We start from the raw sequence: 24,728 nt of genomic DNA, 5'->3' as shown, positions 1-24,728 counted from the left end.
GCTTTTTCGGACCGGAACCGGAACCGACCGCCCGTCGCCGCGTATGACAGCTTGAAAGAGGGAGAGCGCGCATGAGCTTGGGTGAAGAAATCCGCGGGCATTTGCCGTTCCTGCGCCGCTATGCGCGCGCCTTGACGGGCAGCCAGCAACATGGCGACAATTTCGTTCACACGACGCTGGAAGTCATCGTCGCCGCCCCCGACGAATTCCGCACCGGCCCCGACACGCGCATCGATCTTTACCGCAATTTCCACCGCATCTGGGAAAGCGCCTTCCTGTCCGACGGCGAGGGCGACGACGAGAGCGACCCGCTCGTCCGCGCCGCCAACCGCCGCCTCGCGCGCATCACGCCGCTGGGTCGCCAGATATTGCTGCTCACCGCGCTCGAAGGCTTTTCGGTTTCCGAAACCGCAACGATCACCGGTACCCACTGCGACATGGTCGAAACATTGCTTGCCGAAGCCGTCGGCGAGATGGATCGCGAAGCGCGTACGTCGGTGTTGATCATCGAGGACGAGCCGCTGATCGCGATAGATCTCGAACAGATCGTCCGCAGCCTCGGGCATGAGGTCGCCGGCGTCGCGACGACGCACGACGATGCCGTGGCGGCGTTCCGCGACACCGATGCCGGGCTTGTCCTCGCCGACATCCAGCTTGCCGACGGGTCATCGGGAATAGACGCCGTGCAGGACATATTGGCGATCGCGCCGGTGCCGGTCATCTTCATCACCGCGTTTCCCGAACGATTGCTCACCGGCAATCGCGTTGAACCGACTTTCCTGATCTCAAAGCCCTTCGGCGAAAATACCGTCCGCGCGGCGATCAGCCAGAGCCTGTTGTTCACCCCGCAACTGGCCGCCTGAACGGGGCCGGACTCCGTCAGTCGGGCGAAGGCCCGCCGCCGGTCAGCCGATCGACATTGCCCATGATCGACGCGAACGCATCGCTCGGCGCCAGCGGGTCGGTGCTCCGCAGCGGCATGTCGCTGCCGTCGAGGATCGCATGCAGCGCCGCCCGCGCACGCGACACGCGGCTTTTCATCGTGCCGACGGCGCAGCCGCAAATCTCGGCGCCCTCTTCATAGGAAAGCTGCCCCGCGCCGATCAGGATCAACGCCTCGCGCTGGTCGACGGGCAGCATCAGCAGCGCGCGCTGGACATCGGCGAGGTGCAGGCTGTCGGTCTGGTCGTCGGGCGCGACGAGCAGCCGCTCGGCGGCGAGTTCGTCATATTCGGCGGTAAACTTCTTGCGCCGCATCTGCGACAGGAAGCAGTTGCGCAAGATAACGAACGCCCAGCTTTTCATGCTCGCCGGGCCGGGAATATAGCTCGCGCGCGCCTTCCAGGCCTTCAACATCGTTTCCTGGACCAGATCGTCGGCCAGATCGGCATTGCCCGTAAGGCTGCGCCCGAACGCGCGCAGGTGCGGGAGCATCGTCGCCAATTCCTGCTTGAAGCTGGCATCGTCGAGCGGTTGAGGTGTGTCTTCGCTGATAAATATGCCTTTGCTGCGGCGTCGGACGATAAGCTTACATCAGGCTTAGCGCCTTGAAATCTCAATGCAAGCGCCGGCCGGATCAGCGGGAAGGACGGTGCCGGCCAAGGGCGATGAAATTGCCGATCATCCGTTCGTCCTGCGCGTCGATCCGCCCGTCGGCGGCAAGCCGCGCCAGATCCTCGGCGTGGCCGTCGAAATCGGGGTTATACAGCATCGACCAATCGGCGAAGTCGCGCGTCTCGACGTTACGCCGGCGCACTTCGGTCATGCCGCTGTGCCGCGGGTCGCGGCGGATCGCATCGAGGCAAGCTTCGATCTTCTTCGCCGGCCCCTCCAGCAATTGCATGAAATTATGGCCGTTATAGATCAACGCGCCGGTCAGGTCGTCGCGTCGATTGTTCCGCCGCGCGGCAAGCAGGATCGCGGCGATATCCTCGTCGCGGATCAGCGGGTCGGCGACACTGACATAGATGACGGACAGCAAGTGGCACGCCCTCCCGGCTCCACCTTGCGGCGGACATCTCCCAGACCCCTCGCCGCGTGCCGGACGGTCCGCGCCGGGATCAGGTTAGGAAGACTGTGGTTTCTTGGCAACGCATTCCGCGCAAAAAGCGATGAGCCGTGGAACCGCAGCCGTCTTTCCTCGTTGCTCAGGACATGGCTACGCACGGCAACAACAGGCTCAACGGAAAGGATCGGCCCTTCGCCGAAAGCGATGGCGCTCGGCGGCGGCAGGGAACCTTTCCCGGCACCGGCAGCGACCAGTGGCACCGGACGCTGACCGGGCGTCAGTCGCCCGAACCCGTGAGTGCGAAGCTGCGCATGATCTATGGCAATATCGTCGCGGAACAGCTTCCCGACACCATGCTCGACCTCTTGTCGGAACTCGACCGGAAGACGCCATCGAAAAGCCCGAAGCAATAATGGCGGATACCCAAGCTGCGCCGCGGTCGCAGGCCGAACAGATTCGATCGGACAAAGCCTTGCCGGACGACGAGTTCAAGGCGCTGCTGGCGGGCGTCATCCCCCATCTGCGCGCCTATGGCCGCAGCCTGTCGGGTAACCCCGATCTCGCCGACGACCTGACGCAGGACACGATGGTCAAGGCATGGGCGTCGCGCGACCGCTTCGAACGCGGCACGTCTATCAAGGCGTGGACATTCGTCATCCTGCGCAACACGTTCCTGTCGCAGATGCGCCGCAACAAGTTTCACGGCGAATATGACGAAGTGACGGTCGAACGCACGCTCTCGACCCCGGCGTCGCAGGAAGAAAGCGGCGAGATGGCCGACCTCCAGCGTGCGCTGATGGAACTGCCGCAGGACCAGCGCGAAGCCCTGATTCTTGTTGGCGCCGGTGGCCTTTCCTACGAAGAAGCCGCTAACATCTGCGACTGCGCCCTCGGCACCATGAAAAGCCGCGTCTCTCGCGCGCGCGCCGCGCTGGAAGAGATCATGAACAGCGGCCAGTTTGTCCAGAAACGCGCCGACGCCCCACCCGCCAGCGAAGCGATCGACGCGATCATGGACAGCGTCGAGGAAATCACGGCCCGCCGCGAGGCGCCCGACCATTGATCGCCCTCTCGACTTTGCCGAGAGGGGTTGTCAGTATGATCGGTATTCCCCCCAGCAAAGCGAGCTTCCAATGAGAAAGATACCAACCCTCGCCCTGTCGACGGCGATGATCGTTGCCGCCTGTTCGGCCGGTTCGCCCAGCGGCGCGGCGCCCACCGATGGTGCCGGATTGGACGCCTCGGGCGCCCAGCCCGCCGCCCCGCTCGCCAGCGCTCCGTTCACCGTGCGGGAGATCGCAAGCTTCAACGAGCCATGGGCGATGACCTTTCTGCCGGGCGGCAGGCAGGCGCTGGTCACCGAACGAGCGGGCAAGCTCAAACTGTGGCGAGAAGACAGCCCGACGCTCGATGTCGCGGGCGTTCCCGCGGTTGCCTATGGCGGTCAAGGCGGCTTCGGCGACGTGATCCTGGCGCCCGATTTCGCGACCAGCGGCACGATCTACCTGAGCTGGGTCGAAGCCGGCAGCGGCGATACCTTCGGCGCCGTCGTCGGCAAGGCCAGATTCGTGAATGGCGCCAGCCCGCGGATCGAAGGCCTGCAGACGATCTGGAAACAGGACCCCAAGGTCCCCGGGCGCGGCCATTTCTCGCACCGCCTCGCCTTCTCGCCCGACGGCCAGTATCTCTTCATCGGATCGGGCGAGCGGCAGAAGTTCGACCCCGCGCAGGACATGAAGGCCAATCTGGGCAAAGTCCTTCGCCTGAAACCCGACGGCAGCATCCCCGCCGACAATCCCTTTGCGTCGCAAGGCGGCGTCACTGCACAAATCTGGTCGCTCGGACACCGCAACATCCTCGGCCTCGCCTTCGATGGCGGTGGCCGGCTCTGGCAGCAGGAAATGGGGCCGAAGGGCGGCGACGAGGTCAATCTCGTCGCACCAAAGGCCAATTATGGCTACCCGATCGTGTCGAACGGCGACCATTATGACGGCCGGGATATCCCGGACCACCCGACCCGCCCCGAATTCGCCGCGCCGAAACTGTGGTGGAACCCCTCGGTTTCGCCCGCCGGACTCGTCTGGTACGGCGGCGATGCCTATCCCGGCTGGAAGAACAGCCTGCTGATGGGCGCGCTCTCGGGCCAGGGGCTCATCCGCATGGCCATCGACGGCGACACCTTGCACAAGGCGGATCGCTGGGATTTCGGCCAGCGCATCCGCGAGGTGGAAGTACGCGAGGACGGCACCGTCTGGCTGCTCACCGATGGCGCGGGCGGCAAGCTGCTGAAGCTCGTACCGAAGGGCTAGGGTCGGGACGTTTATGGGGCTGACCCTTTCATGATCCGCGGCTTCCTCGCCCGGCGGGCCGAATGGCCGGCGCGCATACCCGATCCGGACGCACCGCCGCCGCTCTCGTTGTTGTGGCGCGAGATCGGGGCGCTCGCGCGCGCGATGGCCGGCCGCATCCGCGCGATGCCGCCCGAACCCAATCCCGACAGCGCACATCCGCCGGTCATGGTGCTTCCCGGCTTCCTGTCGGGCGACTGGGCGACGAAGGCCCTGCGCGCCGACCTCCGCCGCTCGGGATTCCGCTGTTACGCCTGGGGCCTCGGCTTCAATCGTGGCGCGACCGCCGATATCATCGATCGGATCGATGGCCGCGTGCAGTGGATCATCGACCGCACCGGCCATGCGCCCGCGCTCGTCGGCTGGAGCCTCGGGGGCATCTACGCGCGCGAATACGCAAAGCATCATCCGGGCAAGGTCGCCCGCGTGGTGACGCTCGGTTCGCCCTTTTCGGGCAGCCGCCGCGCCAATCGCGCGTGGCGCCTTTATCATCTGATCGCGCGGCACCCCGTCGACAATCCGCCGCTCGACTTTCACCCCGCGCCGCGCCCGTCAATGCCGACCTTCGCGCTGTGGTCAAAACATGACGGCGTCGTCGCGGTGAACAGCGCGCGCGGCCAAAGCCATGAAAGCGACCGGCAGGTCGAGGTCGATTGCGGGCATATGGGGTTCGCCTATGCACCGACATCGGTTGCCGCGATCGTCCAGGCGTTAACCGAAGACATAGACTGATGTGCCACAAGCGCGCATCGCCGCCGCACGGGAAGGACTGATATGCTGACGATGACAAGCGCCGTGCTGGCGATCATGCTGCAAAGCCCGGCGCCCGCCGTTGCGGCGACCTGCCCCTATGCGATCGTCGCGGGCGGTCCACGCGATGCCGAGGTTTCGGTCTATCGCACTCCGTCGCGCGCCGCGCGAAAGACCGGCAAGCTGAAGGCCGGCTCGGTCATTTATGTCTGCGGCGAAAACCCCCGCTGGCTTTGGGTCCATTATCGCAGCGGCCGCTATTCGTGTCAGGGCACCGCGAACGGTCTCGACGGCCGCGTTGCCTCGACCTGCGCGAACGGCTGGGTCGAACGGCAGAATATTCGCGCCGTCGCGCGCTAGAGTATCGGATTTCGCGAACCGAACGGCAGAATCGATCTTGCGCCACGCCGATATACAATATATTGCGCAATATATTGTATATTAAGACCGCAGGTGAAAATCATGCCACGCTACCACCGCCCCGGATCGATCCTCCTCGTCGCAGCCGCCTGGCTTTCGTGCGTCGCAGCCGGCGGCGCCGCACCGCTGACCGCCGAAGACAAGCGCGCGATCGTCGATCAGCTGAGCCAGACGATCGAGGCGAATTATGTGTTCCCCGACAAGGCGAGGAACATCGCCGCTGCGCTGCGCGCGCATCTGGACAAGGGGGACTATGACGATGCCGCCGACAAGGAGGCGCTCGCGCAGGCCTTGTCCGCCGATGTGGTCGCGGCCAGCAACGACCTTCATTTCTTTGTCGGCGTCGACCCCGAATTTGCGGCCGATCATGCCGCCAAGGCCGACCCCGCACGCGCGGCCGCGACCCGCGACAAGGAACGGCGCGCCGAGGAGCGTGACAATTTCGGCTTCAGCGAACTCCGCCGGCTCGACGGGAATATTGCCTATGTCGGCCTGTCTCACTTTGCCGATCCGGAGCTTGGCTATGACGCCGCTGCCGCCGCGATGCGCTTCATCGAGAACAGCGACGCGGTCATCTACGACCTACGCTACAACAATGGCGGAACGCTGGAGATGGCGCAGCTTCTGGCAAGCCAGTTGTTTCGCGGCGACAAGGACCAGGAACTGTTCGATTATTATTATGTCGAGGATGGCCGCCGGGTCGAGCGCGGACAATGGGTGTTGCCCGCGCTTCCGGCGAAACGGCTGACCGGCAAACCCGTCTATGTCCTCACCGGCTCAACCTCCTTCTCCGCTGCCGAATGGTTCGCCTATTCGCTCCATAAACTTGGCCGCGCGACGCTGATCGGCGAACGCACGGCGGGTGGGGCGCATCCCGTCGACCGCAAGCCGGTGGGGCGCGATTTCTTCGTGCAGGTGCCGATCGGCCAGATACGCGACCCCGTCGATCACGGCGATTTCGAAGGACAGGGCGTGAAACCCGACCATGAGGTTGCGTCCGCCGACGCCCTGCTCTTCGCGCACCGCCTGGCACTCGCCGATCTCGCCAGATCGGATCCGGCCCGACAGGCCGATGCCGACTGGCTGGCCCCCCTGCTGTCGGCCCGCGCCGCCCCCGTCACTCTCCCACCCGATCGCATGAAGGCCATTGCCGGGCGCTATGAAGGGCGCCGGATCGACGTCGCGGACGGCAAGCTCGTCTACACCTGGCGCGAGAGGTTCCGCCTGCGACTGGAACCGCTCGGCGCCGATCTGCTGGCGATCGAAGGGATCGACGACTTCCGCTTTCGCCTCGCGCGAAAGGCGGGCAGGATCATCGCCCTCGAACGCATAAACCGCGATGGAACCAGCCAGACCTATGCCCGCCTCGACTGACCTTAACGACATCTCCTTCCTCGGCCGGCTCAGCGAATTGCTGAGCCAGACGATCGAGGAGCAGACGCGCGATCTGTTCGCCGCATCGGGCATTATCGTCCCCGTGCGATCCTGCTCGCTTCTCACTGCGCTGGGACAGGCGGGGGAAGCATCCGCAGCCGAACTGGCGCGCGCCCTCGGTCAATCGCACCAGCTTGTCCTGCAAAAATGTCCGGCGCTTCTGCGGCTGAACCTCATCGATCAGCGCCCCGATCCTGCCGATGCGCGCCGCAAGCTGTTCCGCCTGACCGAAGAAGGGCTCGCACAGCTTGCGAGGCTCGACACCTACAGCGCCGATATCGGGATCGTGTACAAACGGCTGTTCGACGAAGTCGGCGATGTCCACAGCGCGATTCTGAGGTCGCTGAAGGCGCTCGCCGACCGACCGCTTCGCGAGCGGGCGAGACAGGACCTCGCCTGACCCACGGGCGCCACCCGTATAAGCCCCGCGCCAACATCCGATGACGCCCTTTACCGTCTGCTAACCAAAACTGCTTAAGGTCGGCCTTGAAGCGGAGGGGTTCGTTTTGCAAATCGGAGCATTTCTCGAACGGTCGATACCGTGGCGATGGGCGTTGTACTGGCTGGTGATCCCAAATCTGATCATCATCCTGACATGGCCCCTCGGCGGCCCGTCGATGACCAACGTCCTCAAGCTGTTCGGTTTTTCTGGTCTTCTGGTGTCGCAGCTTCCCTGGAAGCGGGTGAAGCAGACCTTGCTGCTCGGCATGATGGGGACCATGATGTCCTACTACATCTGCCTCACCTTCAACCTGCCGATATGGGCTATCCAGTATCTGCCCGAATTTGCGGTCGAAGTGCGCCCCTGGCTGGTGTCCATCTATCTGCTGGGGGGACTTTTATTCCTCGGCGTGGTGCTGATCACTCTCCGTCACGCGCCTCGCGTCCAGCGTTTTCCATCCTTGCTGTCGATGCTGGTCGCTATTTCGTCGATCTATGCGATGAGCATGATCGACGATGTCGCCGCCCGTTCCACCAAGGACAGCTACCATGCGGTTCCCGCAGCAGGAGAGCCCTTTCACGCCGCGACGACCATGGCGGGTCTGGAGGAACCGGCCGCCGGAAAACGCAATGTCGTCATCATCGTGGTCGAGGCACTGGGACGACCGACGAGCCGGGTCGAAAAGGCCCTGTTCGACGCCGACTGGAACCGGCCCGGTTGGCGAACGCGGTACGACGTCTCACAGGGCAGCGTCCCCTATTACGGCTCGACGACAAACGCCGAAATCCGCGAGCTGTGCGGGGTGTGGGGCCTCTACATGAACTTCGATTTCGCAAAGTCGGACTGCCTGCCCGGCCGGTATCGCAAGGCCGGTTACAAGACGACGGCGATGCACAGCTTTACCGGCGAGTTCTTCGACCGCACCCATTGGTATCCCAAGCTCCATTTCGACCGGATCGAGTTTGCGTCCGACCTGATCAAGGATGGCGCGCGACCCTGTGGCGGCATGTTTCCCGGAGCCTGCGACAAGGATGTACCGGCCTTGATCGCCCGGCGGCTCGCAAACGCCACCGAACCGCAGATGATCTACTGGCTGACGCTCAATTCGCATGTGCCGGTGGTCGAGGACCAGACGCTGGGTACGATCGGCTGCCGTCTTGGACCTGCCGAATGGAGCGCCGAGAACCAGCAGCTTTGCCGCCTGTTCTCGGTTCATCATCAACTGGCCGCGGCGCTCGACGCGATGGCGATGGATCCCGCGCTGCCGCCGACCGACATCCTGATCGTCGGCGACCATATGCCGCCGCTTTTCGATCGCGACAGCCGCGTGCGCTTCGACGAAAGCCATGTTCCGTGGATCCTCCTGCGCAGCAAGGCGGGGCACGCCACGGGAGCGGCGCCGGCCGGCAGGACGCGGGCGCCCAGCCACACCTGATGGCGGATCGATCGGCCTGTGTGAGGACCCTAGGGCTGGAGCTGACGAACCATCACCAGCGCATCGACAAGCCCCAGCGCCGGATGATCGAAAGCCTGCGGCAAACGCCCGACGATTTCGAACCCCAGCGCCTGCCATAGCCGCACCGCCCGTTCGTTCGAACTCACCACGAAATTATACTGCATCGCGCGAAACCCGCGCTCTGTTGCAAGGTCGATCGAATGCCGGGCCATGGCCCGCGCAACCCCGCGCCCCGTCGCCGCCGCCGCTGTCATATAGCCGGCGTTGCAGACATGGGCTCCGCCGCCGGCCTGATTGGCGCGCAGATAATAGGTGCCAAGCGGGACGCCATCCTCTTCGGCGACGAACACCTCCTTGTCCGCGCCGAACCAATAGGCAAGCGCATCCGCCCGGCCCATGTCGCGGTCGAGCGCATAGGTCTCGCCCGCCCGGATCACCGGTTCGATGATCGCCCAGATGGCAGCGGCATCGTCATGATTGGCAGCCCGGATCCGCATGCCGCATCATATGCGGGCATTTGCCGCCGGTTCAACTCGCCTTTCGTGGATTCGACATTCCTTAACTACGGACAAGTATCGAACGATATCAAAGCAGGAGGGACATATGCTCGGGAAAAATCACTACAGATTGCTCGCCGCCGCTGCCGTTATCGGCGCCACGCCTCTCCTGTGGGGGGCGACCGCGGGGGACGGTATCGACGACACCTCCACCAGGCTCTCGATCACCGGCCAGGGGTTCGACAGCCAGCCTGCCGCCTCCCTTCAGATCATGGCCGGTGTCGAGGAATTCGCGCCGCGGGCATCGGACGCGGTACGCCGCAATGCCGACAATCTTGATCAGATGCGGCGTACCCTCAAACGATATGGTGTCACGGAAAAGGATTTCTCGACGTCCGCTCTGACCCTGTCGCCGACGCGAAAGCATGAGAGGGGCGAAAGTATCGAAGGCTTTCAGGTCTCGCACTCGCTGTCGATCACGTTTCGCAAGCCCGAGGACGCCGGTATGATCATCGACCGCCTTGTCGATGCAGGCGCCACCAATATTCGTGGACCGATAATGACCTGGGACGCCGATCCGGCATCGGCCGCCCGCGCCCGCAAGGCTGCCGTAACCGACGCCATGGATCGCGCGAACATATATGCCAGGACACTGGGCATGAAGATTCGCCGTATCGTGTCGATCAATGACAGTTCGGGCTATCGCGCACCCCGCCCCACGGTCATGAACGTGGCGGCGTCGTCGCCGACGCGGATCGATCCAGCCGACGACAACGTCATGGTATCGGTCGGCGTCGTGTTCGAATTGACGAAGATTTAGCTGGCGCCCAGAAACGGCGCGACGATCGCGTCGGTCACGCGCAGCGGCCGGCCGCTCGCCTTGTCGAGCAGCGCCCACACCGTGCGCGCGCGGACGTGCACTTTCCCGTCGGCTCCGACGAATTCCATGAAGCGGTCGAACTTTGCGCCCTGCGGCCTGTCGGCAACCCAGGTTCGCGCCGTCACCGTCTCGCCGGGACCAAGCGCGCGCAGATAGTCGATCTCGTGGCGCACGACGACCCAGACATAGGCGTCCTTGTGCGACTGCGGCGCGACGGTATCCCAATGCCCCGTCGCAACCTGCTGAATCCACTGGACCCACACCGCATTGTTGACGTGGCCGAGTTCGTCGATGCTCCCGGGCGTCGCGACGAAGTCGAGAGTGAATTCCCTCAAGCCAGCTCCACCGTCGTCACCATATAGCCGGCATCGCGCAGCGAGGCGACGAGGCTGTCGAGATGGTCCTTGTCGCGCGCCTCGCACTCGATGTCGGTGATCAGCCCCTTCGCGGGCAGCGTCGTGAAGATGCGCTGGTGATAGATTTCGATGATGTTGACCTGCTTCTCGTCGAACAGCTTCATCACCTTGAACAGCGCGCCGGGCCGATCCTGCAGCCGGATGCGCAGGCGCGCGATGCGGCCCGAACGCGCAAGGTCGCGCAGCAGCACGTTGGCGAGCAGCCGCGTGTCGATATTGCCGCCGGTCAGCACCAGCCCGACCTTGCGCCCCGCGAACGCTTCGGGGTGCGCGAGCATCGCCGCGAGGCCGGCCGCGCCGGCTCCCTCCACCACCGTCTTCTCGATCTGGAGCAACAGGCTGACGGCGCGTTCCAGGTGGCGTTCGGCGACAAGGACGATGTCGTCGTTCAGCGCCGCGACGATCTTGCGCGTATATTCGCCGGGTTCCTTGACCGCGATCCCCTCGGCCAGCGTGTCGCCCTCGCACGCCATGTCGACGCCGTTCAGCCGGGCATACATCGACGGATAGAGCTCGGCCTGCACGCCGACGAGGCGCATGTCGTTCTTGATCCCGCGCGCCGCGGTTCCCATGCCGGTCAACAGGCCGCCGCCGCCGATCGGCACGATCAGCGTGTCGAGTTCGGGCACATCCTCCAGCATTTCGAGCGCGACCGTCCCCTGCCCCGCCGCGATATGGGGGTGATCGAACGGATGCACGAACGTAAGCCCGCGTTCCTTTTCCAGCACCCGCGCATGGGCCGAGGCGTCGTCGAACTTTTCGCCGAACAGCACGATCTCCGCACCGTGACTCGCGGTCTGCGACACCTTCACCTGCGGCGTCGTCTTCGGCATCACGATCGTCACGGGCACGCCCAGCCGCTTGCCGTGATAGGCAAGGCCCTGCGCATGATTGCCCGCCGACGCCGCGATAACCCCGCGCGCCTTCGCTTCATCGCTGAGCAGCAGCAGCGCATTGAGCGCCCCGCGCTCCTTGTATGCCGCCGTGAATTGCAGATTCTCGAACTTCAGCCAGACCTCGGCGCCGACCAGTTCGGACAGCGTCAGCGACTTCAACGTCGGCGTCCGCACGACCGCGCCGTTAATTCGCCCGGCCGCCGCGCGCACATCGTCCAATGTGATCGCCGGAAAATCGGCGGCGGAGGTCAGGGTCAGTTGATCGGTCATAACGGCAAGCGCCCTAGCCTATCTGGCGCGCCGCGCAAACCATGGTTATGGATTGCCGCATGGACGAACAGAAATTGCGCATCAGCTTCATCGGAACCGGCGTCATGGGCGGGCCGATGGCAGGGCATCTCGTGAACGCGGGCCACGCCCTCACCGTCTATAACCGCACCCGGGCCAAGGCCGACGCCTGGGTCGCACAATATGGCGGCGCCGCGGCGGCAACACCCGCCGAAGCCGTGAAGGACGCCGACGTGGTCCTGACCTGTGTCGGCAACGACGACGATCTTGCGCAAGTCACGCTCGGCCGCGACGGCGCGTTTCGCGCGATGCGGCGGGGTGCCCTCTTCATCGACCACACGACCGTCTCTGCCCGCATCGCGCGCCAGCTCTCGGTCGAGGCCGAAGGGCTGGGCCTGCTCAGCGTCGATGCCCCCGTCTCGGGCGGCGAATCGGGCGCGCAGGCGGGCACGCTCTCGGCCATGTGCGGCGGCACGAAGGATGCCTTCGCCGCCGCCGAACCCGTCATGCGCGCCTATTCCGCCCGGATCACCCATATCGGCGGGCCCGGCGCCGGGCAGACGACCAAGATGGTGAACCAGATCGCAATCGCCGGCGTCCTGCAGGGCCTGTCCGAGGCGCTGCGCTTTGCGCAGGTGTCGAAGCTCGACACCGACAAGGTGTTCGAAGCGGTGTCGGGCGGCGCGGCGGCAAGCTGGCAGATGCTCAATCGCTGGGCAACGATGTCGAAGGACGAATTCGACTTCGGCTTTGCGGTGGACTGGATGCGCAAGGATCTCGGCCTCGCGCTCGACGAGGCGCGCACCAACGGCGCCACGCTGCCGGTCGCCAGCCTCGTCGATCAATTCTACGCCGATGTGCAGAAGGCCGGAAACGGCCGCCGCGATACCAGCTCGCTGGTGACGAGACTGCCGAAATGAAACGCCTGACCTTTGCGCTACTGGCGCTTGCGATCGCCGCCCCCGCGCATGCCGACACGCTGGTCGATAATGTCAACGGCATCACGCTCGACCAGGATGGCAAGGTCGTGCGCTTCACCGGCCTCGTCATCGATACGCAAGGCAAGGTCAAGCAGCTCCTCGACCGCAAGGACAAGCGCCCTGAACGCCCCGATTTCAAGGAAGACGGCAAGGGTCGCACCCTGATCCCCGGCCTGATCGATGCGCACGGCCATGTCATGGGGCTGGGCTTCCAGCTCATGCTGCTCGACCTGTCAGACACCGCGTCGCTGGCCGAGGCGCAGGCGGCGATCCGCAAATATGCGGCCGAAAATCCCGAAATGCCGTGGATCATCGGCTTCGGCTGGAATCAGGAAAAATGGGGGCTCGGCCGCTTTCCCACCGCCGCCGACCTCGACGCCGCCGTTCCCGACCGCGCGGTGTGGCTCGAACGTGTCGACGGTCATGCCGGCTGGGCGAATACGGCGGCGTTGAATGCCGCCAAGATCACCGCGACGACCAAGGCGCCGGAGGGCGGCCGCATCGAAATGGTCGCCGGCAAGCCGAGCGGCGTCTTCGTCGATGCCGCGATGGGCCTGATCGACAGCGCCAAGCCGAAACCGCTCGCCCGCGATCTCGACCGCGCCTTCCTGCTCGCGCAGCAGAAACTGATGGCACAGGGCATCACGAGCATCGCCGACATGGGCACCTCGATCGCCGAGTGGCAGGCGTATCGCCGCGCCGGCGACAAGAAACAGCTCGCGATCCGTATCCTCTCCTATGGCGGCGACATCGACAATATGGCGCTGATCGCCGGCTCGGAACCCACGCCCTGGCTCTATGACGACAAGCTGCGCATGGTCGGGGTCAAACTCTATCTCGACGGCGCGCTCGGGTCGCGCGGCGCCTGGCTGAAGGCGCCGTACAGCGATGCGCCGGGGCAAAAAGGCCTGCCGCTGCTCACGCCCGCGCAGCTTCGCAACAAGATGGTGCGCGCGTCGATGGACAAGTTCCAGGTCGCGATCCACGCGATCGGCGACGCCGCCAATGCCGAAGCGCTCGCGGCGATCGACGATCTCAGCCGAGACCTACCGGGCGAGCGCCGCTGGCGGATCGAACATGCGCAGATCGTCGACCCGCTCGACATCCCGAAATTCGCCGAACTGAAAGTCATCGCCTCGATGCAGCCGACGCACCAGACGTCGGACCGCACGATGGCCGAGGCGCGGCTCGGCCCCGACCGGCTGAAGGGCGCCTACGCCTGGCGCAGCATGGAAAAGGCCGGCGTCCGCCTTGCCTTCGGTTCCGACGTACCGGTCGAAAGCGCCAATCCGTTCCCCGGCATCGCCGCCGCGATTTCGCGCACCGACGCCGCGGGCCAGCCGATCGGCGGCTGGCATCCGGAGGAAACGGTAAGCCGCGAGAGCGCGCTCGACGGCTTTACGCGCACGGCGGCCTTTGCCGCCTTCGCCGAGGACCGGCTCGGGACGCTGATGCCCGGGATGCGCGCCGATTTCCTGATGCTGGATGCCGACCCGCTGCTCGCCAGTCCCGACGAGATTCGCCGGATGGCCCCGCTCGAAACCTGGATCGGCGGCTACCGCTACTACAAGAAAAGCGAGGGCGGGACGCTTGGCCGATAGCCCGTCCCGCCGCGCCGTCCTGACCGGCCTTGCCGCGCTCCCGGTCGCCGCCGCCGCGACGGCCGCCGACGGCAGGGAACGCAAATCGAAGAAACGCAAACCCGCGCGGCCAAAGGTCCAGCATGTCGATGTCGCGATCATCGGCGCAGGGGTCTTCGGCGCGTGGACCGCCTGGCACCTGCTGCGCGCTGGCAAATCAGTGCGGCTGTTCGACGCCTATGGTGCTGGTCATTGGCGCGCCTCGTCCGGCGGTGAGAGCCGCGTCATCCGCATGGGATATGGCGCGGACAGCATCTATTCGGAGATGGCGCAGGAATCGCTCGAATATTGGAAGGATCTTTCCGACACCGCCAGCCTGCCGATCTTTCACAACACCGGGGTGCTCTGGTTCGCACCACAGGGCGACACCTATACCGCGCAATCGCTCGACTGGCTCAGGGCGAACCGGGTCGATCACGATCATGGCGACGTTCACTGGCTGCAAAGAAACTGGCGCCAGATCCAGTTCTATCAGGGCGAGACGGGGATACTCGAAAAGGATTGCGGCGCGCTGATCGCCGGCCGCGGCGTGCAGGAAGTCATCGCCGACGCCCAGATCGAGGTCGAGCGCGTCGTCATGCCCGCGCCGCTGATCGCCAAGAAGATCAAGAAGCACACGCTGCCCGACGGCGGAACCGCGGACCATCTCGTCTATGCCTGCGGCCCCTGGCTCGCCGAGCTGTTCCCGCAGCAGCTCATGAACAAGATCGTCGCGACACGGCAGGAAGTCTATCATTTCGGCGCGCCGCAGGGCGACACGCGCTTCGCCCCGCCCGAACTGCCGGTCTGGGCCGACTTCAACAACGGACGCATCGTCTATGGCATTCCCGACCTCGAAGGCGCGGGGTTCAAGATCGCGATCGACGTCCACGGCCCGGTGGTGGACCCCGACACCCAGGACCGCGCGCCGACGCCGGCGGGCATTGCCGAAGCGCGCGCCTATATCGCGCAGCGCTTCCCCGGCCTCACCGACGCACCGCTGATCGGCGCGCGCGTCTGTCAGTACGAAAACAGCTCGAACGGCGACTATCTGATCGACCGGTTGCCGGGACAGGATCGCATCTGGCTCGTGGGCGGCGGGTCGGGCCACGGGTTCAAGAATGGCCCGGCCGTGGGGAAACGGGTCGCCGCGCACATCCTCGATCCCGCCTTGCCCGTCGAACCGCGCTTCAGCTACGCGACCAAGGGCGCCGTCGCGGCGCGGACGGTGTTCTGACGACGGCGAACTCATACCCTCTCCGTCATCCCGGCGAAGGCCGGGATCTCGCCGGTGCAGCAGAACGAGAGGGTGAGATCCCGGCCTTCGCCGGGATGACGATTTGGGGGTAGATAAGCATGCGCCTGACCGATTGCCATAATATCGACGATTTCCGGGCGCTCGCAAAGCGCCGCCTGCCCTGGCCGGTGTTCGACTATATCGACGGCGCCGCCGACGACGAGGTCACGCGCCGCCGCAACCGCGCCGCCTTCGACCGATGCGACCTCATTCCGCGCGTCCTCGCCGGGGTCGAGAGCGTCGACATGAAGACCACGCTCTTCGGGCGCGAGATCGCGATGCCGCTCTTTCTCGCGCCGACCGCGCTCCAGCGGCTGTTCCACTGGCAGGGCGAGCGCGCCGTCCTTCGCGCCGCCGCCGACGCGGGCACGGTCGCCGGCATTTCCAGCCTCGCGACGATCGGGCTTGCCGAAGCGGGCGCGCTGACCGATGGCCCCAAGCTGTTCCAGCTCTACGTCCACCATGACGAGGGTCTCAACAAGGCCATGCTCGACGCCGCGCGCGCGGCAAGGTTCGACGCCGTCGCGCTCACCGTCGACACGATCGTCGGCGGCAATCGCGAACGCTGCCTGCGCTCGGGCTTCACCTCGCCGCCGCGCTTCACGGCGCGCAACATGCTGAGCTACGCGATCAAGCCCGGCTGGGGCCTCAACTACGTCCTGCGCGAAAAATTCAGCCTGCCCAACCTCGCGACCCACGTCACCGAAGGGTCGAGCGTGCCCAAATCGGTCGCCGAATATTTCACCACGATGCTCGACCAGAGCCTCGACTGGAAACGCGCCGAGTCGATCCGCAAGCAATGGGGCGGCCCCTTCTGCCTCAAGGGCATCGCCGCGGTCGAGGATGCGAAGCGGGCGGTCGACATTGGCGCGACCGCGATCATGGTTTCGAACCATGGCGGGCGGCAACTCGACGGCAGCATTTCGCCTTTCGACGCGCTCGCCGAGATCGTCGACGCGGTCGGCGACCGGATCGAGGTGATCTGCGACGGCGGCATCACGCGCGGCACCCATGTGCTGAAGGCGCTGTCGGTCGGCGCGAAGGCCTGTTCGGGCGGCCGCCTCTATCTCTACGCGCTCGCCGCGGCAGGAGAAGAGGGCGTCAGCCGCGCGGTCGGCCTGCTCCGCGCCGAGATCGAACGCGGCATGAAATTGATGGGGGCCAAAACCCTCGCGGATCTCGGCCCCCACAATTTACGCTGGCGGTAAAAATCCTCCCTGCGGCGCAGCCGTGGGGAGGGGGACCACCGAAGGTGGTGGAGGGGCTGCTGCGCTGTGCAACGGCCCCTCCGTCAGCTCTTCGCGCTGCCACCTCCGCATGCCTGCGGCACAGGGAGGATTATCAGCCTAGGCCGCAACCGCCTCCTTCTTGCCCAGCCCGCCCCAGTCGATGTTGCGCGTCATGTACATCACGCCCGCCAGCGCGAAGAACATCAGCACCGATCCGATCAGCAGCGAATAGGCTTCGAGGTTGAGCAGCACATAGAGCAGCGCATAAAGCCCGATCAGCATCGCCGCGAGGAAGCGCGCGCGCTTCCAGCTCTTGAGCACCGCCGCGCTATAGAACGCAAGCAACCCGATGATCGCCGCCGATGCGAGCAGATAGGCAAAGGTGAACCCGATCACCTCGGCAAAGGCCAGCAGCAGCACGAAGAACAGCACCAGCGCGACACCGGTCAGCAGATATTCGGCCGCCGCGACCCGCGCCCCCGCGATGATGTCGAACATCAGGAAAGCGACGAAGGTAAAGCCGATGAACAGGAACCCGTATTTGATGCTGCGATCGACCTGGCTGTAGAGATCGACCGGCTCGACCAGGCTGATCGCCACCGCCTTCGCGGTGCCGCCCGAACTTTCCATGGCGCCGTTGTCGGCAGCGGGCGCCGCGACCTCGACCGCCTCGGCATAGCGCGTACCATTGGCGTAATTCGTCTGCACCGGCGGCGACAAATCGCCGGTCAGAACCTGTGCCTGTCCCAGCGCGAGGTTGGGGATCGCATAGGTCGCGGTGAAACCGCTTCCCGACACATTTCGTTTCGCGGGCAGGAAGTCGCCGCCGAAACTCGGATTCGGCCAGCTCGATTTCACCGTCCAGCGCGTATCGACACCGCGCGGGATCAGCTTGAAATCGCCAAGTCCGCGAACGCCGATCTTGTAATCGATCTTCAACGGCACCGCGCCGGTCCAGTCGACGAACGCGAAGGTCCCCGAATTGCCTGTCGAGGCCAGCCCCTTGCCGGGCAGGAGCGCGGCAGGCGTGCCGTTCACCGACAGGCTGTTCCCGTCGACCAGACCCCGCGCATCGCTGATCCCCAACCGGACTTCGGCGCGGTCGAGCATCAGCGCCTCGCGCGTCACGCCATAGCGTGCGATATCGGCGGGCAGCACGAAATCGGCGCTGCCCGAAATCTGGCTTTCATAGACCACGGTCTCATAGATCGCCTTCCGCCGCTTCTCCGGCTTGATGACGACATCGGCCTTGTTCGCCTGCGGAGAGAGGTAAAGGTTGCGGATCATGTTCACCGTCCGCGTCACGTCGCGGCCATTCTCCTGCACCGTCTGCGTTTCGGTCGCGCGATAGGGAATGACGATGACCGGCCCGCCGATCGTCTGTTGCCCGCCCCAGCCCTGCCCGATCGAGGCTTGGGCGGTTTCGGCCTGCTGCTGGCGATCCCAGAGCAGGCCATAGACCATGAGCAGCGGCACCATCAGCGCGACCGCGATCAGCACCGCGATCACCAGCTTCACGCCGGGGCTCCGTTCCCCGCTGCGCGCGGGTGGAACCGGGGGAGGAACGGAAACATTTTGGGGGGATTGAGAGGCTTGAGACATTCAGGTAGCTCCAGCTATTCAACTCATCGATGAAATTGCACGGTTCATCGATGCTCGTCAAGCCGGCTTGCGACGAAGCGCCTGCTCGCAAAAAAGGGCGGCCCGACGGGCCGCCCCTTTCGTCTTTCGATACCCGGACAAGAGGCGGCCCCGCTACGGAAACCGCCTCGCGTGCGTGTCAGAAAGCCGCGCCGAGCGAGAACACGACCGCGCCGTCGGCACCGACGCCTTCCTTGTATCCGCCGAGCTTCGGGGCATCGGTGTTCACATAGGCGACGCCCAGCGTCAGCACCTTCCAGGTGAAATCGACGCCGACCGAATAATCGATCACGTCGCCATCGAGTCCCCCCAGGAAACTGTCGCTCTTGGCATAACCGAAATGCCCCTTCAGCTTGACCGGCAGGTCGCCCAGGGGAACCCCGACATCGGAATAGAGATAGACCGCGCTCGCATCGCCCAGCGAATTCTGGCCGCCGGGCGCCCAGGCAATGCCGCCCTTGATCGATGCGGGTCCGACCGTGCCGGTCAGCGACGCATAGGGTTCGATCACCGTCGTGTTGTTGACGCCCGGATAAAGATACAATGTCGCGCCGACGTCTGCGGTCAGCCCCGGGGTCACTTCCTTCGCAAAACCGGCGAAGACGTCGATTTCGGTGCCATTGTTGAAGCCGATGCTCGACCCCCAGGTGCCGGCATAGAGGCCGCTGTCGTGGCCGATCGTGAAACCGCCCTGAATGGCGGCCTTCTCGTTGGACTGGCTGAAACCGCGGAAGCGATAGTCGCTGACGACGGTCGCGCTGCCCGTGATGGTGATGCCGTCGGTCGATTCCTCTTCGTCGGCATGGGCGGCGGTGGGAAGCGCCGAAAGCGCAAGGAGCATGCCGAGGCACGCGCGGGAGAGATTTTTCATGGACAGATCCCTTATCGGTTGATGGATCGTCCCTGCCTGCCGCCGGATTGTCAGCCTCTGTCTGGGCTGATCTGGTCCCGCGTGCGATGTCTGTCCTCCAAATTGCTGCGCCGCACAAATGAAAAATGCATGGGCGGCGTACAAAAGACGCGCGTATGCGACTTTTTCGCAACAACCGGCATCGCAGAAGGCGCATCGAGTGGAATAATATTACACGGTCGATGCTGGCGATGGTGCGAGGGGATGCCCCGGCCCCAACGAAAAGGGGGCGGCTTCCCCCCGAAAGCCGCCCCCTCGAGCGCGTGGTCGCTGACCCGCCGGTGCGATCAGAAAGCGACGCCCAGCGTAAAGACCACGGTCGGATCATAGAGTGTATCGTCGGCTTTCACGCCCGTCTTCTTGATGTCGGTGTCGATATAGGCGACCGAAAGGGTGGCCGGGCCCGCCGCGAAGGATGCCCCAATCGACCAGTCCAGGTAATTGCCATCGGGTGCCGCCACACCGAGCGAACCGTCGGTATAACCGACGCCCGCGTTCAGCGTGACCGGCGAATTGGCGATCGCATAACCCAGTCCCAGGTTCAGATAGACGCTGTCGTCGCTGCCCAGCGACTTCTGGCTCGGCGCATAGGCGACCAGGCCGGTCGCGGACACCGGACCGATGTCGTGCGAAAGCGAACCGATGAACTCGACATAGTTCGCCGGTCCGGCACCGTTGCGGTGGCCGGGATAGGTGTAATAAGTGGTGTTGAGGTCGACGGTCGTTCCGGGCGCCACTTCGGTCGAAAAGCCCGCGATCAGGTCAAGCTCGAACTTGCCGTACAGCGGGCTGTCCGGAAGGGTCGATCCCCAGCCGCTGACGTAAAAGCCGCTTTCGTGGGTCAGCGTCAGGCTGGGCTGCACCGCCACCTTTTCGTTCGACAACGATATGCCGCGGTACCGGTAATCGGAAACCAGGTCGGCGCCGCCCGAGAGCGTGAACGGGCCGCTCGCGCCCTCTTCTTCCTCGGCAAAAGCCGGCGTGGACATGGCCGAAACGGCAAGCAACAGGCCGTAGCACGCCTTGGTAGCAAACGTCATCTGGGAAGCCCCTATCTATGGAAACGCACGTCCAACCTGCTGCCGGCATTGCCGCCTCGAAAACGGGCGCCATACGGCCGACGGCGGAAAGTCGCCCAAATTTTTGCGGCGCACAAATAAAATCTGCGCAAAACGGTCATATCGGGCGCTTCCTGTGTCTTTCGCGCCACAGGGTGTGTCGCAGCGGTTGCGCTTTGCCAAGACGGTCGCAGGCGGCTAAAGAGCGGCGCACACCCCCCTTGTTTCGAGCGGATTCATGAGCGATCACAACCCCGGCCTGCGCCCCTGGCGCGATATTGCGCGGCGGACCTGCCGCCAGATCATGGTCGGCAATGTCCCCGTCGGCGGCGGCGCGCCGATCAGCGTCCAGACGATGACGAACACGCTGACCAGCGACCCGGTCGCGACGATCGACCAGATCCGCCGCTGCGAGGAAGCGGGCGCCGACCTGATCCGCGTGTCGTGCCCCGACACCGATTCCACTGCGGCGCTGGGCCAGATCGTGCGGGCGGCGCGCATCCCGATCATCGCCGATATCCATTTCCACTACAAGCGCGCGCTCGAAGCCGCCGACGCCGGGGCCGCCTGCCTGCGCATCAACCCCGGCAACATCGGCAGCAGCGAGCGGGTCGGCGAAGTGGTCCGCGCCGCCAAGGCGAACGGCTGCGCGATCCGCATCGGCGTCAACGCCGGCAGCCTCGAAAAGGATCTGCTCGAAAAATATGGAGAACCCTGTCCCGAGGCACTGGTCGAAAGCGCGCTCGATCATATCAAGCTGCTCCAGGATCATGATTTTCACGACTATAAGGTCGCGGTGAAGGCCAGCGACGTCTTCCTCGCGGTCGCCGCCTATGCGCAGCTTGCCGACGCGGTCGATTGCCCGCTCCACCTCGGCATCACCGAGGCCGGCGGCCTGATCGGCGGCACCGTCAAATCGGCGCTCGGCATCGGCAACCTCCTCTGGGCCGGGATCGGCGACACGATCCGCGTCAGCCTCTCGGCCGAACCCGAAGAGGAAGTGCGCGTCGGCTATGAAATCCTGAAGGCGCTGGGCCTGCGCACCCGCGGCGTCCGCGTCGTCTCCTGCCCCAGTTGCGCGCGCCAGGGTTTCGACGTGATCCGCACCGTCCAGGCGCTCGAAGACGCGCTTCAGCACATCAAGACCCCAATGTCGCTCTCGGTCCTCGGCTGCGTCGTCAACGGTCCGGGCGAAGCGCGCGAGACCGACATCGGCATCACCGGCGGCGGCAACGGCAAGCATATGGTCTATCTCTCTGGCGTAACCGACCACCATGTCGAGGACGCCGACATGATCGCGCATATCGTCCGGCTGGTCGAAGCCAAGGCGGCCGAGATCGACGCCGGCAGCGCGGTCAGCATGGACACGCTGCACGGCAAGGCGGCGTGACGGCCGGAACCGACATCGCCATCGATCCGCCGGCGGCGCGCAAGGCCGTCGCGACCGGCGCCGCGGCGACGGGAACCGCGGCGTTGGGTTCGGGCGCGGTTGCCGCGCTGGCGATCGGCGCCTTCGCGCTCGGTGCCTTCGCCGTCGGCGCCCTCGCGATCGGCCGCCTGCGTATCGGCAAGGCCCGCATCCGCAAGCTCCGGATCGACGAACTCGAGGTGGGGAAAATCATCCGAACTGACCGGGAGAATATATGACGGTTCTGCGTGCGCTGGGGGGTGCCATTGCCGATTATTTCCGCCTGGCGTTCAGCCTGTTTCTGGTCGGTCCCCTCGTTGTCGCCCTCGTCGTCGTGCCCGAGTTCGCCCAGCATATCGCCGAAATCCACCTCGGCATGTTCGACAGTCTCGCGGCGGCGAAAATCGCGGGGCAGGATCCGCTGCGCTGGGCGTTCGGCTATGCCAAGATCGCCGGGCTGGTCCTCGCCTTCATCGCGTCGGCCCGCTTCTGGTGGTGCCGCAAGCATGGCGGACGCTGGTACGATCCGCGCCAATTCGCCTGGGGCCGGTTGCTGCTCGGCTTCGCGCTGTTCATGGCGATCGGATCGGTTGGCGAGCTTGTCCCGCTGTTCACCGGGACCAAGGCGCCGATCGCCGTCCCGATCGTCGCCAGCCTGCTGTCCCTGCCCTTCCTGTTCGTGATGCTCGCCGGCCTGTTCGGCGACCGCGCGACGCCGCTCAAGGCGCTGATCCTGCAAAGCTGGCCCTGGCTTCTGCTACTCGCGCTTCTACTCCCGCTCGGCTTCGCGCCGCTGTCGTGGCTCCACGGCATGAACCACCGATGGGCGCTCGGTATGCCCGACATCGCGGTCTGGGCGCTGATGATGTTCGACGCGCTGGTCGTCGGTCTCATGGCCTCGTCGGTCGGCGCGGCGATGTTCGTCGCCTATGACCGTTTTCACGGAAGGACGCCCCGATGATCGCCGCAAAACCCGATGCCCTCGATCGCCTCGTCCAGCTTCTCCTGTTCCTTGCCGCCGTCACCACCGTCGCCAACGGCGTCTTCATGCTGGCAAAGCCGCTCGACTGGTACGTGTTCGTGCCTACCGTGGTCACCACCGGCCCGCCCAACGCCCATTTCATCCGCGACATCGGGCTTGCCTACATCGGGTCGGGACTGATCCTTCTCTACGCGGCCGCCAACCCTGCCGCCCGCTGGCGCGCCGCGGTCGTCGGCGGCCTGTGGCTCACCTTCCACGGCCTGCTCCACATCTATGAGGTCGCCGCCGGCATCTGCGGGCCCGCGACCTTCTGGGCCGACGCGCCCGCCGTCATCGGCCAACCGGCGCTCGTCATCGCCGCGCTGGCGATATTGAGGGTGCGAAAGCGGGTTTGACAGCCGCGGCGGTGCGCGACAGGAGGTGGATATGACCGTCTCGATCCGCCCCGCCACGCCCGCCGACCTGCCCCTGATCACGCAGTTCATCCGCGACCTCGCCGACTATGAAAAGCTCGCCGATGAGGTGCGCTTCGACGAGGCAAAGCTCGCCGCCAACCTGTTCGGCCCGCGTCCCTATGCGGAGGTGGTGATCGGGGAGATCGACGGCGCGGCGCAGGGCTTCGCGCTCTTCTTCCACAATTTCTCGACGTTCGAGGGGCGCCCCGGCATCTACCTTGAGGATCTGTTCGTCCGGCCCGAAGCGCGCGGCTCGGGTCTCGGCAAGGCGCTGCTGGCCCATCTCGCCCGGTTGTGTGTCGAACGCGACTGCGCGCGCCTCGAATGGTGGGTACTCGACTGGAACACCCCGTCGATCGGCTTTTACCAGAGCCTCGGCGCGAAGTTGATGGACGAATGGACCGTCATGCGCGTCGACGGGGCGGCGCTGGACAGGCTGGCTGCCAGCGCCGCCTGATCCGCGCTATTTCGGTTTGCGAAAGCGCAGGACGAACTGGTCGGTCTTCCCGCGGATCGACGGGTCGAACACCGGCTTGGTCCGGTCGTCGCCGGCATTGGCGAGGTCCTTGCTTTCCGAATCAAAGACAAAGCCCGCTTGCAGCACTTCCGCTTTCACCGCTTCGGCGTCTGCGCGATGCAGCGTATCGACATCCCGAAAGCCGGTGCCGGCAGCCGCGCTATGGTCCAGCACGATGTAATAGCCGCCGGGCTTGAGCGCGGCAAAAGCCGCCTTGTTCACGGCGGCCGCGGCGCCCTCCGGCGCCTTTGCGCCTTTAAGGTCGTGATAATTGCGCGACGTCCAGACGACATTCGCCGAACCGGCCGGCACGATCTCGGTGAACGGGCCAACGTGCACGCGGACATTCCGATGGCCCGGCTCGCGGCTCAGCGCGTTCAGATCCTCCGAATCCTTGAGGGTCGCGGCAAACACTTTGCCGCTCGGTCCCACCGCGTTCGAAAAGACCCGCGTGAAATAGCCCGCCCCCGGCAGGATCTCGACGACCGTCTGCCCCCGCTTGATGCCGGCGAACCGCATCATCAGTCCGGGTTTGCGCAGACCATCCTGCTCGATATCGCTCGCGGGACGATTGGGTTGCGACGATGTCGCGGCTCCCGCCACTCCGGTGACAGAGGGGATCGTCGCAACGGCGGCGAACATGATGCCGCAGGCCGCCAGAAGAGCGGGACCGCGGCGGAACGATGGCGATATCGGCATGAAAACCTCCCTTGGTTTACTTGAACATTGGCTAGACGCACGCAGCGCGGCGATTGGATGCATCGCGATGCCTAAGCGCGTTTCATCGCCCCATGCTG

Annotated in this window: 28 protein-coding genes; 19 read left to right on the top strand and 9 right to left on the bottom strand. The window is 65.2% G+C overall.

The window, feature by feature from the left end; genetic code table 11:
* Positions 1–71 precede the first annotated feature (71 nt).
* Complete coding sequence (locus JNM03_RS04015) at positions 72–863, top strand: response regulator (protein WP_294034583.1); 792 nt, start codon at positions 72–74, stop codon at positions 861–863.
* A gap of 16 nt (positions 864–879) precedes the next feature.
* Here the strand turns inward: JNM03_RS04015 and JNM03_RS04010 are convergent, their stop codons facing one another.
* Positions 880–1,500 (bottom strand): sigma-70 family RNA polymerase sigma factor, encoded by a 621-nt coding sequence (locus JNM03_RS04010; RefSeq protein WP_294034644.1) that lies wholly within the window; start codon positions 1,498–1,500, stop codon positions 880–882.
* A gap of 76 nt (positions 1,501–1,576) precedes the next feature.
* A complete protein-coding gene (locus tag JNM03_RS04005; RefSeq protein WP_294034582.1) occupies positions 1,577–1,981 on the bottom strand; it encodes a BLUF domain-containing protein in 405 nt (134 codons plus the stop codon).
* A gap of 173 nt (positions 1,982–2,154) precedes the next feature.
* Between JNM03_RS04005 and JNM03_RS04000 the strand changes: the two genes are divergently transcribed.
* The 8 genes from JNM03_RS04000 (at position 2,155) to JNM03_RS03965 (ending at position 8,837) form a co-directional block, all read left to right on the top strand.
* Complete coding sequence (locus JNM03_RS04000; RefSeq protein ID WP_294034581.1) at positions 2,155–2,421, top strand: NepR family anti-sigma factor; 267 nt, start codon at positions 2,155–2,157, stop codon at positions 2,419–2,421.
* A complete protein-coding gene (locus tag JNM03_RS03995) occupies positions 2,421–3,071 on the top strand; it encodes a sigma-70 family RNA polymerase sigma factor (protein WP_294034579.1) in 651 nt (216 codons plus the stop codon). Before JNM03_RS04000 ends, JNM03_RS03995 begins: the two co-directional genes overlap by 1 nt.
* 70 nt (positions 3,072–3,141) lie before the next feature.
* On the top strand, positions 3,142–4,317 hold the full coding sequence (locus JNM03_RS03990) for a PQQ-dependent sugar dehydrogenase (RefSeq protein ID WP_294034577.1): 1,176 nt from the start codon (positions 3,142–3,144) through the stop codon (positions 4,315–4,317).
* A gap of 30 nt (positions 4,318–4,347) precedes the next feature.
* Positions 4,348–5,088: an alpha/beta fold hydrolase gene (locus JNM03_RS03985; protein WP_294034575.1), complete on the top strand. Its 741-nt coding sequence runs from the start codon at positions 4,348–4,350 to the stop codon at positions 5,086–5,088.
* A gap of 42 nt (positions 5,089–5,130) precedes the next feature.
* Positions 5,131–5,466 carry a hypothetical protein gene (locus tag JNM03_RS03980; RefSeq protein WP_294034573.1) on the top strand — a complete coding sequence of 112 codons (336 nt, stop codon included), beginning with the start codon at positions 5,131–5,133 and terminating at the stop codon, positions 5,464–5,466.
* Positions 5,467–5,568: 102 nt separating this feature from the next.
* A complete protein-coding gene (locus tag JNM03_RS03975) occupies positions 5,569–6,900 on the top strand; it encodes a S41 family peptidase (RefSeq protein ID WP_294034571.1) in 1,332 nt (443 codons plus the stop codon).
* Positions 6,884–7,360, top strand: coding sequence for a MarR family transcriptional regulator (locus tag JNM03_RS03970; RefSeq protein ID WP_294034569.1), 477 nt, complete (start codon positions 6,884–6,886; stop codon positions 7,358–7,360). The genes JNM03_RS03975 and JNM03_RS03970 overlap by 17 nt, the downstream gene beginning before the upstream one ends.
* A 106-nt stretch (positions 7,361–7,466) precedes the next feature.
* On the top strand, positions 7,467–8,837 hold the full coding sequence (locus JNM03_RS03965) for a sulfatase-like hydrolase/transferase (RefSeq protein WP_294034568.1): 1,371 nt from the start codon (positions 7,467–7,469) through the stop codon (positions 8,835–8,837).
* Positions 8,838–8,866: 29 nt separating this feature from the next.
* Here JNM03_RS03965 and JNM03_RS03960 read toward each other — a convergent pair whose 3' ends face one another.
* Entirely contained in the window at positions 8,867–9,355 is a 489-nt protein-coding gene (locus JNM03_RS03960) for a GNAT family N-acetyltransferase (protein ID WP_294034566.1), read from the bottom strand.
* Positions 9,356–9,461: 106 nt separating this feature from the next.
* On the opposite strand from JNM03_RS03960, the gene JNM03_RS03955 reads away from it, so the two are divergent.
* Positions 9,462–10,175, top strand: coding sequence for an SIMPL domain-containing protein (locus tag JNM03_RS03955; RefSeq protein WP_294034565.1), 714 nt, complete (start codon positions 9,462–9,464; stop codon positions 10,173–10,175).
* On the opposite strand, the gene JNM03_RS03950 is transcribed toward JNM03_RS03955, so the two are convergent.
* Complete coding sequence (locus JNM03_RS03950) at positions 10,172–10,570, bottom strand: thioesterase family protein (protein WP_294034564.1); 399 nt, start codon at positions 10,568–10,570, stop codon at positions 10,172–10,174. The two genes, JNM03_RS03955 and JNM03_RS03950, sit on opposite strands and share 4 nt — an antisense overlap.
* A complete protein-coding gene (locus JNM03_RS03945) occupies positions 10,567–11,817 on the bottom strand; it encodes a threonine ammonia-lyase (protein WP_294034562.1) in 1,251 nt (416 codons plus the stop codon). The genes JNM03_RS03950 and JNM03_RS03945 overlap by 4 nt, the downstream gene beginning before the upstream one ends.
* 59 nt (positions 11,818–11,876) lie before the next feature.
* Here JNM03_RS03945 and JNM03_RS03940 point away from each other — a divergent pair, with 59 nt between their 5' ends.
* From JNM03_RS03940 to JNM03_RS03925, 4 genes are all read left to right on the top strand, one after another.
* Positions 11,877–12,755: an NAD(P)-dependent oxidoreductase gene (locus JNM03_RS03940; protein WP_294034560.1), complete on the top strand. Its 879-nt coding sequence runs from the start codon at positions 11,877–11,879 to the stop codon at positions 12,753–12,755.
* Entirely contained in the window at positions 12,752–14,416 is a 1,665-nt protein-coding gene (locus JNM03_RS03935) for an amidohydrolase (RefSeq protein ID WP_294034558.1), read from the top strand. Before JNM03_RS03940 ends, JNM03_RS03935 begins: the two co-directional genes overlap by 4 nt.
* Positions 14,406–15,671: an FAD-dependent oxidoreductase gene (locus tag JNM03_RS03930; protein WP_294034557.1), complete on the top strand. Its 1,266-nt coding sequence runs from the start codon at positions 14,406–14,408 to the stop codon at positions 15,669–15,671. The genes JNM03_RS03935 and JNM03_RS03930 overlap by 11 nt, the downstream gene beginning before the upstream one ends.
* Positions 15,672–15,790: 119 nt before the next feature.
* Positions 15,791–16,939, top strand: coding sequence for an alpha-hydroxy acid oxidase (locus JNM03_RS03925; protein WP_294034555.1), 1,149 nt, complete (start codon positions 15,791–15,793; stop codon positions 16,937–16,939).
* Positions 16,940–17,077: 138 nt separating this feature from the next.
* Here JNM03_RS03925 and creD read toward each other — a convergent pair whose 3' ends face one another.
* From creD to JNM03_RS03910, 3 genes are all read right to left on the bottom strand, one after another.
* A complete protein-coding gene (gene creD / locus JNM03_RS03920; RefSeq protein WP_294034554.1) occupies positions 17,078–18,478 on the bottom strand; it encodes a cell envelope integrity protein CreD in 1,401 nt (466 codons plus the stop codon).
* A gap of 262 nt (positions 18,479–18,740) precedes the next feature.
* On the bottom strand, positions 18,741–19,472 hold the full coding sequence (locus JNM03_RS03915; RefSeq protein WP_294034552.1) for a TorF family putative porin: 732 nt from the start codon (positions 19,470–19,472) through the stop codon (positions 18,741–18,743).
* Positions 19,473–19,798: 326 nt separating this feature from the next.
* Positions 19,799–20,551 carry a TorF family putative porin gene (locus JNM03_RS03910; protein ID WP_294034550.1) on the bottom strand — a complete coding sequence of 251 codons (753 nt, stop codon included), beginning with the start codon at positions 20,549–20,551 and terminating at the stop codon, positions 19,799–19,801.
* Positions 20,552–20,807: 256 nt separating this feature from the next.
* On the opposite strand from JNM03_RS03910, the gene ispG reads away from it, so the two are divergent.
* From ispG to JNM03_RS03885, 5 genes are read left to right on the top strand one after another with little or no spacing between them, the layout of a single operon-like run.
* A complete protein-coding gene (gene ispG, locus JNM03_RS03905; RefSeq protein ID WP_294034548.1) occupies positions 20,808–21,959 on the top strand; it encodes a flavodoxin-dependent (E)-4-hydroxy-3-methylbut-2-enyl-diphosphate synthase in 1,152 nt (383 codons plus the stop codon).
* Entirely contained in the window at positions 21,956–22,216 is a 261-nt protein-coding gene (locus JNM03_RS03900) for a hypothetical protein (protein ID WP_294034546.1), read from the top strand. The genes ispG and JNM03_RS03900 overlap by 4 nt, the downstream gene beginning before the upstream one ends.
* Complete coding sequence (locus JNM03_RS03895; protein WP_294034545.1) at positions 22,213–22,938, top strand: hypothetical protein; 726 nt, start codon at positions 22,213–22,215, stop codon at positions 22,936–22,938. The genes JNM03_RS03900 and JNM03_RS03895 overlap by 4 nt, the downstream gene beginning before the upstream one ends.
* Complete coding sequence (locus JNM03_RS03890; RefSeq protein ID WP_294034543.1) at positions 22,935–23,354, top strand: hypothetical protein; 420 nt, start codon at positions 22,935–22,937, stop codon at positions 23,352–23,354. Before JNM03_RS03895 ends, JNM03_RS03890 begins: the two co-directional genes overlap by 4 nt.
* Before the next feature lie 31 nt (positions 23,355–23,385).
* Positions 23,386–23,871: a GNAT family N-acetyltransferase gene (locus JNM03_RS03885; protein ID WP_294034541.1), complete on the top strand. Its 486-nt coding sequence runs from the start codon at positions 23,386–23,388 to the stop codon at positions 23,869–23,871.
* Between the two features lie 6 nt (positions 23,872–23,877).
* Here the strand turns inward: JNM03_RS03885 and JNM03_RS03880 are convergent, their stop codons facing one another.
* Positions 23,878–24,630: a methyltransferase gene (locus JNM03_RS03880; protein ID WP_294034539.1), complete on the bottom strand. Its 753-nt coding sequence runs from the start codon at positions 24,628–24,630 to the stop codon at positions 23,878–23,880.
* Positions 24,631–24,728 lie beyond the last annotated feature (98 nt).

Origin of the sequence: Sphingopyxis sp., assembly GCF_016793825.1 — a bacterium.
Lineage (GTDB): Bacteria > Pseudomonadota > Alphaproteobacteria > Sphingomonadales > Sphingomonadaceae > Sphingopyxis.
Note: the sequence above shows the minus strand (reverse complement) of the source record. Positions and strands in the feature narration are given on the sequence as shown.